Source organism: Nonomuraea sp. NPDC003754 (genome assembly GCF_053605785.1).
This window is the reverse complement of sequence record NZ_JBSGJX010000047.1, coordinates 34,906-47,772: the sequence shown is the minus strand read 5'-3', so window position 1 is coordinate 47,772 and position 12,867 is coordinate 34,906. Positions and strand designations below refer to the sequence as shown.

General features: G+C 71.9%; 14 protein-coding genes. 6 read left to right on the top strand and 8 right to left on the bottom strand.

Features of this window, described 5'->3' with window-relative positions:
* Positions 1 to 44: 44 nt before the first annotated feature.
* On the bottom strand, positions 45 to 2,081 hold the full coding sequence (locus ACWEVS_RS38640; protein WP_452414587.1) for a prolyl oligopeptidase family serine peptidase: 2,037 nt from the start codon (positions 2,079 to 2,081) through the stop codon (positions 45 to 47).
* 254 nt (positions 2,082 to 2,335) lie between these two features.
* On the opposite strand from ACWEVS_RS38640, the gene ACWEVS_RS38635 reads away from it, so the two are divergent.
* Complete coding sequence (locus tag ACWEVS_RS38635; RefSeq protein WP_354914927.1) at positions 2,336 to 2,845, top strand: HNH endonuclease; 510 nt, start codon at positions 2,336 to 2,338, stop codon at positions 2,843 to 2,845.
* Positions 2,846 to 2,863: 18 nt separating this feature from the next.
* Here the strand turns inward: ACWEVS_RS38635 and ACWEVS_RS38630 are convergent, their stop codons facing one another.
* From ACWEVS_RS38630 to ACWEVS_RS38620, 3 genes are read right to left on the bottom strand one after another with little or no spacing between them, the layout of a single operon-like run.
* Positions 2,864 to 3,223: a DUF5130 family protein gene (locus ACWEVS_RS38630; protein WP_452414585.1), complete on the bottom strand. Its 360-nt coding sequence runs from the start codon at positions 3,221 to 3,223 to the stop codon at positions 2,864 to 2,866.
* Positions 3,224 to 3,228: 5 nt separating this feature from the next.
* Complete coding sequence (locus ACWEVS_RS38625) at positions 3,229 to 3,516, bottom strand: hypothetical protein (protein ID WP_449919596.1); 288 nt, start codon at positions 3,514 to 3,516, stop codon at positions 3,229 to 3,231.
* Positions 3,517 to 3,557: 41 nt separating this feature from the next.
* Positions 3,558 to 4,958, bottom strand: a complete 1,401-nt coding sequence (locus ACWEVS_RS38620) for an amidase (protein WP_452555704.1) — start codon at positions 4,956 to 4,958, stop codon at positions 3,558 to 3,560.
* 194 nt (positions 4,959 to 5,152) lie between these two features.
* Here ACWEVS_RS38620 and ACWEVS_RS38615 point away from each other — a divergent pair, with 194 nt between their 5' ends.
* Together ACWEVS_RS38615 and ilvD are read left to right on the top strand one after the other, a co-directional pair.
* Positions 5,153 to 5,929, top strand: coding sequence for a nuclease-related domain-containing protein (locus ACWEVS_RS38615; protein ID WP_449919602.1), 777 nt, complete (start codon positions 5,153 to 5,155; stop codon positions 5,927 to 5,929).
* Positions 5,930 to 6,073: 144 nt separating this feature from the next.
* On the top strand, positions 6,074 to 7,912 hold the full coding sequence (gene ilvD / locus ACWEVS_RS38610) for a dihydroxy-acid dehydratase (protein ID WP_452555702.1): 1,839 nt from the start codon (positions 6,074 to 6,076) through the stop codon (positions 7,910 to 7,912).
* 129 nt (positions 7,913 to 8,041) lie between these two features.
* On the opposite strand, the gene ACWEVS_RS38605 is transcribed toward ilvD, so the two are convergent.
* Positions 8,042 to 8,374, bottom strand: coding sequence for a hypothetical protein (locus ACWEVS_RS38605; RefSeq protein WP_452555700.1), 333 nt, complete (start codon positions 8,372 to 8,374; stop codon positions 8,042 to 8,044).
* A gap of 69 nt (positions 8,375 to 8,443) precedes the next feature.
* Here ACWEVS_RS38605 and ACWEVS_RS38600 point away from each other — a divergent pair, with 69 nt between their 5' ends.
* The 3 genes from ACWEVS_RS38600 (at position 8,444) to ACWEVS_RS38590 (ending at position 10,740) form a co-directional block, all read left to right on the top strand.
* Positions 8,444 to 8,929 (top strand): helix-turn-helix transcriptional regulator, encoded by a 486-nt coding sequence (locus tag ACWEVS_RS38600; RefSeq protein WP_354914909.1) that lies wholly within the window; start codon positions 8,444 to 8,446, stop codon positions 8,927 to 8,929.
* A 206-nt stretch (positions 8,930 to 9,135) separates the two neighbouring features.
* The gene (locus ACWEVS_RS38595) at positions 9,136 to 9,735 is read left to right on the top strand and encodes a GNAT family N-acetyltransferase (protein WP_449919736.1); all 600 of its coding nucleotides are present in this window, start codon (positions 9,136 to 9,138) and stop codon (positions 9,733 to 9,735) included.
* A gap of 120 nt (positions 9,736 to 9,855) precedes the next feature.
* Positions 9,856 to 10,740, top strand: a complete 885-nt coding sequence (locus tag ACWEVS_RS38590; protein WP_452555698.1) for a serine hydrolase — start codon at positions 9,856 to 9,858, stop codon at positions 10,738 to 10,740.
* Positions 10,741 to 10,767: 27 nt separating this feature from the next.
* Here ACWEVS_RS38590 and ACWEVS_RS38585 read toward each other — a convergent pair whose 3' ends face one another.
* From ACWEVS_RS38585 to ACWEVS_RS38575, 3 genes are read right to left on the bottom strand one after another with little or no spacing between them, the layout of a single operon-like run.
* A complete protein-coding gene (locus ACWEVS_RS38585) occupies positions 10,768 to 10,971 on the bottom strand; it encodes an FmdB family zinc ribbon protein (RefSeq protein ID WP_354914905.1) in 204 nt (67 codons plus the stop codon).
* A gap of 4 nt (positions 10,972 to 10,975) precedes the next feature.
* The gene (locus ACWEVS_RS38580; RefSeq protein WP_452555696.1) at positions 10,976 to 11,800 is read right to left on the bottom strand and encodes a GNAT family N-acetyltransferase; all 825 of its coding nucleotides are present in this window, start codon (positions 11,798 to 11,800) and stop codon (positions 10,976 to 10,978) included.
* Positions 11,801 to 11,809: 9 nt separating this feature from the next.
* A complete protein-coding gene (locus tag ACWEVS_RS38575; protein WP_452555694.1) occupies positions 11,810 to 12,772 on the bottom strand; it encodes a hypothetical protein in 963 nt (320 codons plus the stop codon).
* Between the last annotated feature and the right edge of the window lie 95 nt (positions 12,773 to 12,867).

Here is a 12,867-nt window from a genome sequence, read left to right as displayed (position 1 = left end):
TCGCCCTTCCCCCGGAGGCGCGGGGCCCCCGGGGGAAGAGACCGTCAGAGACCGGTGTGGCGGGCCAGGAAGGTCAGCTGGTCGGCGGCCAGGTCGACGGTCCTGCTCACCGACCGGGCGCCGTGCCCCACCTCGGTCTCGTTGCGCAGCAGGATCGGCGCGTCACCCGCCTGGGCCTGCTGCAGCGCCGCGCACATCTTCCACGCGTGCAGCGGGTGCACCCTGGTGTCGGACTGGAAGACGGTGAACAGCGTCGCCGGGTAGGTGACGCCCTCGCGCACGTGGTGGTAGGGCGAGTAGGCCCACAGCCAGGGGAACTCCGCCGGATCCTCGGCCGAGCCGTACTCGACGTTCCACGTCGCGCCGAGCCCGAACAGCTCGTAGCGGATCATGTCGAGCAGCGGCGCCGAGCACGCCACGGCCGCGTAGAGGTCGGGCCGCTGGGTGAGGGCGGCGCCGACCAGCAGGCCGCCGTTGGACCCGCCCGAGATGGCCAGCTGCGCGGAGGTGGTGACGCCGGTGGCGATCAGGTGCTCGGCGGCGGCGTGGAAGTCGTCGAAGACGTTCTGCTTGTTGGCGAGCATGCCGGCGCGGTGCCAGTCCTCGCCCTCCTCACCGCCGCCGCGCAGGCCCGCGATCGCGTAGACGCCGCCCGCCTCGACCCAGGTCAGGATGGAGGCGGAGTAGCCGGGCGTCATCGAGATGCCGAAGCCGCCGTAGCCGTTCAGGATCGTCGGGCGCGGCCCCTCGCGGTCGACCGGCTCGATCACCAGCATGTGGACCTCGGTGCCGTCCTTGGACCGGTAGACCACCTGCGAGGTCTTGACCGGCGGCACCTCGACCGCGCCGGGGGAGGCGGCCCACAACGTGGTCTCGCCGGTGCGGGCGTCGTAGCGCTGGATGGTCGGCGGCGTGGTGTTGTCGGTGTAGCCGAACCACGCCTCGTGGCCGCCCTCGGGCCGCTCGGAGATCCCGCCGATCGTGCCGAGGCCGGGGGTGGGCACCTCGCCGATCCGCTCGCCGCTCGCCAGGTCGTGCACGGTGATCTCGCTGATCGCGTGACGGGTCCAGCCGACCAGCATGACCGGCCGCTCGAGGTCGTCGAGGATGGCGAAGTCGGTCAGCACCGCCTCGGGGTCCTCGGGGATGAGGTCGGTCCAGACCGACGGGGCGGCCGGGTCGGCGACGCAGACCCGCGCGCGCGGCGCGTCGCGGTCGGTGTGGACGTACAGGCGCCCGTCGCGGCCGAAGACCAGCCCGGTCTGGGCGTCGACGCCCTCCTGGACCACGGTCAGCTCGGGCCGCTCGGCGGGGGAGGCGGTCAGGTCGGCCACCCACAGGTCGTTGCGCGGCGCCGTGCCCTCGGCGGCGGAGATCTGCAGCCAGCGGCCGTCGCGGGAGACCGACACGCCGTAGTAGTTGGTCATCTTCATGCCGTCGCCGAAGATCATCACGTCGTCCTCCGTGGAGGTGCCGACGCGGTGCAGGTAGACGCGGCGGTGGAACTGCGACTCGCCCTCGGGCACCTCGGTGCTCGGCAGGCGGCGCACGTAGTAGAACGCCTCGCCGCCGGGCAGCCAGGCGACGGGGGAGTAGCGGCACCGGTCGATCGGGCCCTCGACCCGCCGGCCCGTCGCCACGTCGACGATGTAGAGCGAGGACTCCTCGTCGCCGCCGACCGAGATCTGGTACGCCAGCAGGCGCCCCTCCTTGTCGGGCTGCACCGCGTCGAGCGTGGTCAGCCCCGAGGAGTCGATGGCCATCGGGTCGATGAGCGCGCGCTCGGTGCCGTCGGCGTCGACGGCGTAGTAGACGGCGTGCTCCTGGTCAGGTGTGCGCCGGGAGAAGAAGTGGCGCTCGCCCCGCCACACGGGCACGCCCACCGAGCCGGACCGGAGCAGCTCGGCGATGCGCTCCTTGAACCGCTGCGGCTGGACCTGCGACCGGAACAGTTCCTCCTGCGCCAGCAGCCAGCCCTTCACCTCCGGATCGTCGGAGTCCTCGAGCCATCGGTAGGGGTCGGGCACGGGCGTGCCGTGCAGGTTCTCGACGACGTCGTCTCGGCGAGCTGCTGGGTACATGTCTGAACCCTACCTGTGACGCGTAAAGCCCGAGTAGACCGGGCATATATGACATCGCGCGTCCCTTTGGTCATCAGTAATGGGTGGCGGGGGCATGCCGTAAACGCCAGACTTGGTGAAGGACGGTGCCGTGGTGACCATCCGTTGGACCGTCCGGCGGAGGTCCACGTGACGGAAGCGACCGGGTCCCAGGAGGGACCGCCAACAGGGGTCATGGCCCCTCTGATACCCCTGCGTCGGGGGGTGGCCCCCTGATGCGCCAAGTACTCCTGCTCAACGCCACCTACGAGCCACTGACCACGCTGTCGCTGCACCGAGCAGTCGTGCTGGTGCTGAGGGAGAAGGCCGACGTCGTCCATCGTGACGGCAGGGGAGCGGTGCTGCGCTCCGCCACCTGTACGGTGGACGTCCCGTCGGTGATCAGGCTCAGAAGATATGTCCGTATTCCCTACCGGTCTCGCATCCCCCTGACACGGGCGGCGCTCATGCGTCGTGACGACTTCCGCTGTGCCTACTGCGGGCAGCGGGCCGAGACCATCGACCACGTCATCCCCCGTTCGCGGGGCGGCACCCACACGTGGGAGAACTGCGTCGCCTCGTGCATGCCGTGCAATCACAGGAAGGCCGACAAGTTCCTGGAGGAGCTGGGGTGGACGCTGCGCGTCGCCCCCGCGGTGCCAAGGGGCGCCCACTGGCGGCTCATCGGCGCCCAGCTCGTCGGCGATCCCCAGTGGGCGCCCTACCTGTCCGAGACGGCGGCCTAGCGGCGGCGCGCCGCAGGCTCAGCGTCGCGTGGCCTGCTCGGCCAGAGTGTGGATCCCGTAGAGCAGGCCACCGGCGAGGTCGCCGGCGCTGAAGGCGGTGGCCATCGACATGGCGGCCAGCCTGCACGCCCCGTCGGACAGCCGCCGCCTGGCGTTCTCGCCCGTGACGATCTCCAGGCCGCGGCCCTCGGGGTCGACGAGGATGAGCACCGCGTCAGGCGACTCCTCTCCCATCGCGGCGTGCAGGCGCTCGGCGAAGTGGCGCCTGCCGTCCGCGGAGGCGCCGAGGAAGGCGCTGAAGCGCAGCCCGCTGCGCCGTTCGGCGTGCTGCAGCGCCGTGCGGACGTCGTCGGCCTGGGCGGGGGTGAGCGTGCGCATCGCCGTCACCACCCCGCCGAGGCGCCGCCGACGCCTCTGGCCGGCTCGGCGGTCTCGGCCTCGCCCACCCAGTCGACCTCGGGCGCGGGCGCCCAGTGGGCCCTGCGGTCGGCGAGCACCAGCCCCGAGGTGCTGACACCGTGCTCGCTGTGCCCGGGGCCGCCCAGCCACACGACGCCGGGGGACTCCTCCTTGGCCGTCCTGGACGGCAGCATGACCACCAGGCTGATCAGCAGAAACAGCCCGAGCGAGGTTCCGACGAGGAAACCGAAGATCTCCAGCGCGCTGTCCACACCTCGACGGTAAACCCGCCGCGACGCGCGGACCAGCCCCGTCACCAGACGGGCGGTCTCCGCCTGCCCCAGAAGCCGCCCCGGGCCGCCTCGACCTGCGCCGACAGCGAGATCAGCGTGCCCTCGCCGCCCACCCGTCCCGCCAGCATGACGCCGATCGGCAGGCCGTCGGCGTTCCAGTGCAGCGGGAGGTTGACGGCGGGCTGCCCGCTCACGTTGTAGACCGGCGGGAAGGGGGCGAAGCGCTTCATCCGCTCGAAGGTCTCCTCCGGGTCGCCGCCGTCCTCGAACCAGCCGACGGGGACGGGCGGTTGCGTGACCGTGGGCGTGAGCACCGCGTCGTAGGGGTCGGTCGCCATCAGCGCGATGCGCGTGGCCAGCTGCAGCGACGACTGCGCCTGCAGGAACGCGGGCGCCGGTACGGCGAAGCCGCGCTCGCGCAGCCACGCCGTCAGCGGGCGCAGCAGGTCCTGCCGGTCGAGCGCGACCGGGTGCATGCAGGCGAAGGTGAACCACATCGTGACGAACTGCGGCACCAGGTCGGGCCCGAACGGCGAGGCGATGTCGACGATCTCGTGCCCGAGACCCTCCAGGGTCTTGCTCGCCGCCTCATAGGCGGCCAGCACGTCGGGGTGCACCTCGGCCCCCTCCACGACGGGAGTCGCGTAGCGCGCGATCCGCAGGCGGCCGGGCTCCATGGCCGCGCACTCGAGGAAGGTGCCCTCGTGCGGCGGGGCGAGGTAGAGGTCACCTGGGTTGTTGTGCGCCATCACGTCCAGCAGCGCCGCGGCGTCGGCCACGGTCCTGGCGATCGGCCCGTTGGTCGACAGCCCCGCCAGGTCCGGGATGATCGGGGCGAAGCTGATGCGGCCCCGCGTCGGCTTGATGCCGAACAGGCCGCAGACCGACGAGGGGATCCTGATCGACCCCGCGCCGTCGCTGCCGTGCGCGGCGGGCGCCAGCCCCGCCGCCACCGCGGCCGCCGCGCCGCCGCTCGACCCGCCCGCCGAGCGTGACAGGTCCCACGGGGTACGGCTGGGCGGCGACACGGCGGTCTCGGTGTAGCACGGCAGGCCGAACTCGGGCGTCGCGGTCTTGCCCAGCATGACGGTGCCGGCGTCGCGCAGCCGCTCCACGACCGTGTCGTCGACGGGCGCGACGAAGTCCTCGTAGGTCGCCGAGCCGAACCTGATCGGCACGTCCTTGACCAGGTTGAGATCCTTGATCGGGATCGGCACGCCGTACAGGGGGCCGTGCGGCTCGGTGAGCGCGCGCGCCTGGGCGAGCGCGCGCTCGGCCGTCACCGTGACATAGGCGCCGACCTGCGGGTCGATCCGCTCGATGCGCTCGAGGTAGTGTTCAACGATCTCAACTGGTGAGATTTCCCGGCGCCTGACGGCTTCCGCCTGCTCACGAGCGGTGAGATCATGTATGTGCGCCACGAACCGCAGAGTAGGCTGAGTTGTCTAGAGAAGAAAAGAGGTAGATACCCCGAATTCCGGTGGTAAACGCGGTGACGTGGGCCATAAAACTATGGACGCGCCAGCAGTAGGCACCGGCCGGGCCCTCGGCTACCGTTTGTAGCGTGGACTCCGCTAAGCAGCGCGAAGACGGTAACACTACGTCACCGATCTGGGTGAGTGACAGGCCTGCCGACGACGAGGGCACCGCCGCCGACCACTCCACACCCACCTCAACGTACGCGCCGGTCGAGCGCGCTTCCCTGCTCAGCCTGCTCCAGCAGCCCCGATTCCGGCATCTGGGCGTCCGCGTCCTGATCGCCGTGGCCGCCGGCGTGGTGGTGGGCTTCCTCGCCGCCGACGTGCGCGTGGGCATCACCGCGGCCGTCCTCGCCGCGATCGCCGACACGGTCTACCGCGCCAGGTCGCACTCCACGGTGCCCGCGTGGCGGCGCTCCTCGGTCGCCGAGCGCAGGACCGAGGCGCAGCTGAAGCGGCTGGAGCGCAGCGGCTACCGCACCCTCCACGCCAGGGCGATCCCCGGCAGCGAGGCGCAGATCGACCATCTGGTCATCGGCCCGACGGGCGTCTACGCGGTCGACTCGGAGAAGTGGGACAAGCGCCTGCCGGTGCGCGTGCAGATGGGCAAGAAGCTCTTCCACGGGCCCTTCGACATGAAGCCGCGCCTCACCGAGGCCAAGTGGGAGGCGACGCAGGCCAGCGAGCTGATCAGCAAGTCCTACGGCCGTGAGGTCACGGTCGTGGCGTCGCTGGCGATCTACGGCCCGCCCGTCCCCTGGAAGATCATGACGATCCGCGACGTGGACGTCTACGAGGGCGGCCGGGCGCGCAAGTGGATCACCAAGCGGGAGCGCGCCCTCACCGACGAGGAGATCGAGCGGCTGTACCAGATCGCCGCCCAGGTGCTGCCGCCCCGCTACGGCGAGGGCTAGCGGGGCCGGCCGGAGCAAAGCCGCCGCACGCCGTGCGGCGGCTTTCGCATGGGCGGGTGGCTGTCCGGCCCGTGGACGCGCGTCTCAGTCACCGAGCGAGGGTCGTACCATGTGAAGACTCGCTAGTCGATGGGAGAAGCGCACATGCCCGCCCTCAGGTCTCGTACGGTCACGCACGGCAGGAACATGGTCGGCGCCCGGGCCCTGCTCCGGGCGACCGGTGTAGCCGGCAGCGACTTCGGCAAGCCCATCATCGCGGTGGCCAACAGCTTCACCCAGTTCGTGCCGGGTCACGTGCACCTGCGCGAGGTCGGCGAGGTCGTCGCCGGCGCGATCAGGGAGGCGGGGGCGATCCCGCGCGAGTTCAACACGATCGCCGTCGACGACGGCATCGCCATGGGCCACGGCGGCATGCTCTACTCCCTGCCCAGCCGGGAGCTGATCGCCGACGCCGTGGAGTACATGGTGAACGCGCACTGCGCCGACGCCCTGATCTGCGTCTCCAACTGCGACAAGATCACGCCCGGCATGCTGCTGGCCGCCTTCAGGCTGAACATTCCGACGATCTTCGTCTCCGGCGGGCCGATGGAGGCGGGCAAGACGCCCGGCCGCAAGCTCGACCTGGTCGACCCGATGATCGCCGCGGCCGACGCGTCCGTCTCCGACGAGGAGCTCCTGGAGATGGAGGAGAACGCCTGCCCGACCTGCGGCTCCTGCTCGGGCATGTTCACCGCCAACTCCATGAACTGCCTGGCCGAGGCGATGGGCCTGGCGCTCCCCGGCAACGGCACCATCCTGGCCACGCACAAGGCGCGCAAGAGGCTCTTCGAGGACGCCGGTCGCCGCGTGGTCGAACTCGCCAAGCGCTACTACGACGGCGACGACGAGACGGTGCTGCCGCGCGCGATCGCCACCAAGGACTCCTTCGAGAACGCCATGGCGCTCGACGTGGCCATGGGCGGCTCCACCAACACGATCCTGCACATCCTGGCGGCCGCCCGCGAGGCCCAGGTCGACTTCGGGCTCAAGGAGATCAACGAGATCTCCCTGCGGGTGCCGTGCCTGTGCAAGGTCGCCCCGGCCACGAACAAGTACCACATCGAGGACGTCCACCGGGCCGGCGGCATCCCCGGCATCCTGGGGCAGCTCGACCGGGCGGGCCTGCTCCACCGCGACGTGCACACGGTCAACGGCGGCACTCTCGGCGAGGTCATCGCCGCCTGGGACCCCGTCTCGGAGACCGTGCTGCCCGAGGCCGTCGAGCTGTGGCACGCCGCGCCGGGCAACGTCCGCACCGTCAAGCCCTACTCCCAGGACAACCGCTGGGACTCCCTCGACCTCGACCGGGCCGAGGGCTGCATCCGCGACCGGGAGCACGCCTACAGCAAGGACGGCGGCCTGGCCGTCCTCTACGGCAACATCTCCCGCGACGGCGCCGTGGTGAAGACCGCGGGTGTCGACGAGTCGATCTGGAGGTTCACCGGACCGGCCGTGGTGTTCGAGTCGCAGGAGGATGCCGTCGAAGGCATCCTCGGCGGCAGGGTCAAGGAGGGCGACGTGGTCGTCATCCGCTACGAGGGCCCGAAGGGCGGCCCCGGCATGCAGGAGATGCTGTACCCGACCTCCTTCCTCAAGGGCAAGGGGCTCGGCAAGGCGTGCGCGCTGGTCACCGACGGGCGTTTCTCCGGCGGCACCTCGGGCCTGTCCATCGGCCACGCCTCCCCGGAGGCGGCGGAGGGCGGCGCGATCGCGCTGGTGGAAGACGGCGACCTCATCGAGATCGACATCCCCAACCGGCTCCTGGAGCTGCGGGTGCCGGAGGCCGAGCTGGCCCAGCGGCGCGAGCGGCTGCTGGCCGACCTGGGCGGCTACCGTCCGCGCGAGCGTCAGCGGCCGGTGAGCGTGGCGCTGCAGGCCTACGCCGCGATGACGACATCCGCCTCGACGGGCGCCTCCCGGGACCTGTCCCAGCTGTCGCGCTGACACGCCTCCCGAACGGCCCGCGCCTTCTCGTGGTCGTCGTGACACCTCCGGATGAGGGGAACGCGGTGGGCCACCGCCGCCCGCCGAACTCCCAGTCGTGGACCGCGATGTCGGCGTAGCGGTCCACGGTCAGGAGGGCGTGTGCCGCATCCGGGTCAGGCGCCCGGATGCGGCACGCGCCGTACCCAGCCAGGTGGTGCCGTCGTCGGACAGCGGCGGCCCGTACGCGATCAGCTCGTCCCGGTCGGGCGGCGGGACGAGGTCGGCGGTCTGCCCGCAGCCGAGGCCCAGCGCCAGATACCGGTTGCCGCCGTCCCGGCCGCAGGGGAAGTCCCACCTGGTGCGCCCCAGCACGTTGCGCCAGCGACGCAACACCACGTCCCGGTACACACCGGCCTGGTAGTCGGGCTCGTCGAAGACGAACGCGCGCCCGGCGGCATCCGGCAGGTCGACGATGTGCACGCTTCATCCGGATGCCGATAGCCGTACACTCTTTCGAAAATTGTCGGTGCCGTCCCGTACTCTCGGGGTATGACGACAGTCGTGAAGTCCTCCACGCGACCCCTGACGACCGCCGAGATCGCCGCCCTCGCCCTCTCCCTGGCGCACCTGGGATCGGGCCCGCAGGCCGTCACCGCGCGCCGCGGCCTGCGTCACGCGTTCGAGCACCTGGAGCTCGACGACGACGTCATCGCCACCACCCTCGCGACGCTCACCGATCCGCTGCCCGTGGAGGTGGCCTCCCGAGCCAGGGTGATCGCCGAGGCGATCACCAGCAGGCTCGTCATCCGCATCCACTACCGCGACGCCGGGGGCCACGTCACGATCCGTGACGTCGACCCGGTGACCTGCCTGGTCCACCGCGAATACTGGTACCTGGTCGGCGTGTGCCGGCTGCGTCGCGGGATCAGGGCGTTCCGGTTCGACCGCATCATCGCGGTGGAGCCGACGCTGACCCCCGCCCGGCCGCACCTGGCCGAACGATTCCTGCCGTTCCAGCGGCGCAAAGCCGCCTGACCCTGTCCCCCGCCCCACGGCGGCGGGGGACGCCGTCCCGCCGCGGTCTCCCGTCCCACGGCGGCGGGGGACGCCATCCCGCCGCGGTCTCCCGGCCCCTCCCGGGGCGGGAGGCCGCGGCGCCCGGTTTCCCCGTGTCGAAGGGGGGCGGGGGCCGCCGCGCGCTTCGTGTCCTCGCCGCGAACCGCGATACCGTTCCCCGTGTGATGCGGAGCGACGGGGCCGAGACGTTCCTGACCGATGAGCGGCTGGGTTCCTGCCGCGTGACCTTGTGTCCGATCACCGGCGACGACCAACGCGAGTTCCTCGACCTGGTCCACGCCAGCGCCGACCTGCACCGGCCGTGGATGGCACTGCCCACCACGCCGCAGGAGTTCCAGACCTATCTGCGGCGGTTCGACGACCCGTCGGCCGCCGAGGGACTGCTGGTCCGCGTGCGGGACACCGGCGCCGTCGCGGGAACCGTCAACATCAACAGCATCATCCGCGGACGCTTCCAGTGCGGCTCCCTCGGCTACGCGGCCTTCGCTCCCTCCGCCGGCCAGGGATACATGTCCGACGGGCTCGGCCTGGTGCTGCGGTACGCGTTCGAGCACCTGCGACTCCACCGGCTGGAGGCCAACATCCAGCCGGACAACCAGGCTTCCCTGAAGCTCGTCCGGCGGCTCGGCTTCCGCATGGAGGGCTACTCACCCGACCTGCTGTTCATCGACGGAGCCTGGCGCGACCACGAGCGGTGGGCCATCACCAGCACCATGACGGGCCATGCCCCCACCGGCCCGCACCCGACCCTGCCCCTCCGCTGACCACCCTCCGACCTGAGGGCGGGACCCGCTCCGGTCCCACGCCGTCGCCGTCCGGGACCTTGGGCGGCCCTTGACCTTCGGCAGCCACTGGCCTTGCCGGACGGCTGGCAGGCTCCCTGCATGCGTTTACGGGGCATCGTGCTCGTCGCCGTGCCGGCGATCCTCGCCGGCGGGTGCGCGCACGCCGACGCCGCGCCGTCGGCTCCTGCGCATCGGGCGGCGGAGACCGCGCCCTCCGCCGCCGAGCGCGATGCCGCCGGGTCGGCGCTGCCCGAGCAGGTGCGGCGCAGGCTGGACCGCTCGCTCACCGCCTACCTCGCCGGCCGCCCCGGCCGGTGCGCGGTGGCCGTCCATGACCGGACCACCGGCATCCGGTACGCCTTGCACGAGGACGAGCCGTTCCCGCTGGCCAGCGTCGTGAAGGTGGACATCCTGCTCGCTCTCCTGCTGCGCGCCCAGAGCCAGGCGCGCGAGCTGACGGCCCGGGAACGGCGGCACGCCGACCGGATGATCAGGCAGAGCGACAACGCCAGCGCCGAACGCCTGTACACCGCCATCGGCGGGCCGCGCGGCCTGGCCAGAGTCCTGTACGGGCTCGGCATCTCCCACACGATGCCCGGCTACAGCTGGGGCATGACCCTGAGCAGGCCGTCCGACCAGGTGAAGGTGCTCGACCGGCTGACCGGCCCGGCAGGACCGCTGGCGACCGGCCACCGCCGCTACGCCCTCGAGCTGATGTCGTCGGTCGTTCCCGCGCAGGCGTGGGGTGTCGGCGCGGCGGCGGGGCGGGGCCGGGTGGCGCTGAAGAACGGCTGGCTGCCCGTCGGCCTGCACGACGGCGGGTGGACCGTCAACAGCGTCGGCCGGCTCGCGCTGCCCGGCCACGACCTGCTCGTCGCGGTGCTGTCGGAGCGCAGCCCCGCCATGGACACGGGGGTCGAGACCGTCGAGCGGGTGGCCACGCTGGCCGTCCGCGCGTTCACGGGTGTCGAGTCGCCCGCATAGCACGCCCCGGCGGGCGGCCGAGAGCGGTCAGGAGCAGCAGCCGCCGCCGCAGCACCCGCCGCCGCCACCCGAGGGTGCGGTGGCGCCGCCGGTCACGGCGACCGTGGACAGCAGCTTGACCGTGTCGGTGTGGCCCTCGGGGCAGGCCGCGGGGTCGCCGGAGGCCGACATCGGGCGGGTGAGCTCGAACGTGGAACCGCAGGCGCGGCAGCGGAAGTCGTAACGCGGCATGGCTCTAGCGTACGGGGTCGAGCACGACGAAGGCGTAGTCGGACACCGGCTCGTAGCCGATGCTCTGGTAGATGGCGTTGCTGGTGGGGTTGCTCAGGTCGGTGAACAGCACGGTCATCGTGCACCGCTCGGCGAGCGCCACCTGGCTGGCGTAGGCGGTGACGGCGGAGCCGTACCCGCGGCGGCGGCTCGACGGTGGCGTGTAGACGGGCCCGATCCTGCACATTCCCGCCGCCTCCGGCGAGATGCCCGCGAACGAGACGGGCACGTCGCCGTCGATCCAGAGCAGCATGTCGCCCTGCTCGATGCGACGGTGGGTGCGCTCGGCCAGGTCGTCGCCGACGCGCAGGCCCGCCTCGACGGCGAAGGCCTCGTACCAGTTCACCACCAGGGGGAAGTCGCCCAGGGTGGCGCGGCGCCCGTGACCGGTCACCTCCGGGACGGCCAGCGTGCCGAGCCGGTAGAGCCGCTCGTTGCGGCGGGGGGCGCGCTCGGTGGCTCCGGAGGCGTCGAGGAAGGCGTCGACCAGGTCGGCGGGCCCGGACACCTCCGGCGTCTCGACGCCGCGTGCGCGCAGCTCCCGGGCCAGCGGCGGCACCGCGGCCAGCGGCATGCGCGCCAGGTAGAGGGGGTGCGGAGCGGTACGGAACATCGCCCCGCTGACCTCGCCGTCCTCGCTCCACCACCCGAACAGGTGCCGATCGCCCCACATGCCCATGCGCGTCCCCGCCAGGACGGTGAGCGGAACGGTGTTGGCCGCCGGGTCCGCCTTCAGGAAGGTCTCGGCGTGCGCGGCGTACTCGGCGGCGTCAGACGAGAAGTTCCACATGATCGTGGATCATGCCAGATCGTCGCAGGCCCTGAGCAGGCCGGCCACGTGCGCGCTCACGTCGCGCAGGAGCGTGGACGGCTCCAGCGGTGTTCCCGCGATGGCGGAGACGAGCGACGGCAGCCCGGGGATCGGGAAGCCGTCGTCGACCAGCGCGCGGGCGCCCACCTCGTTCTTGTCCAGGGCCAGGCGGCTGCGCTCCCACGCGTCGAGCACCTCCTCCGGGGAGGGGACGCCGAAGCCGTGACCGACGGGAGCGGCGTGGCGCAGCCGTACCAGCGGGGTCTCGGCGAACGCCAGCGCGGTGCGGGCCCGCACGTGCAGGTCCTCCTTCGCCTTCGGATCGATCCAGTCCATCGCCGAGCACGGGTTGCGGCAGGTGGCCACGCACACGGCCAGCGCGCCGGCCACCTGGCTGTGCTGCCGGTCGAAGTAGGCGCGCCAGCCCTCCGGCGGTTCGCCCGCCACCCGCAGCGTGCGGTTGGTGGCCGACTGCTCCGACTTGGTGTGGTCGCACTCCCTGTCGCCGATCACCCCGAACCTGCTGCCGGGCACGGTCAGCCCCTCCGGCCAGCGCGCGGGGTCGCCCGCGTGACCCAGCTGCGATTCGAAGGCCAGCAGCGGCAGGTACTCGCTGGTGATGTGCACGGCGGCGATCATCGGGCTCAGCTCGCGGCGGAACCACCTGATGGCGACGACCTCCAGCAGCAGGCCGTACGCGGGGCGCAGCGAGTCGAGCGCGCCCCTCGGCTGCTCGCGCGGGGTCTGCGGCATGTGGCAGTCGCGCGCCCTGCGGCGCAGATCGCTCGGTACGGCGGGCGCGCCCACCGCGAAGTCCTCGGCGTCCAGCGAGAGCAGGCGCTGGCCGAACTCGCAGACCTCGGCGATCTCCTCGGTCGGGGCCAGCGCGCCGAGGTCGGCGAACGCGTAACGATTGGCCAGCGCGACGAGCAGATCACGAGTCGTTTCCACGTGATCACTCTCTCATGGGGTCGGCGGATGACAGGATCCGGAGGGTCGGGGACCCACGCCATCCACCCAACACCACCGCCGTGGCCGTCATCAAA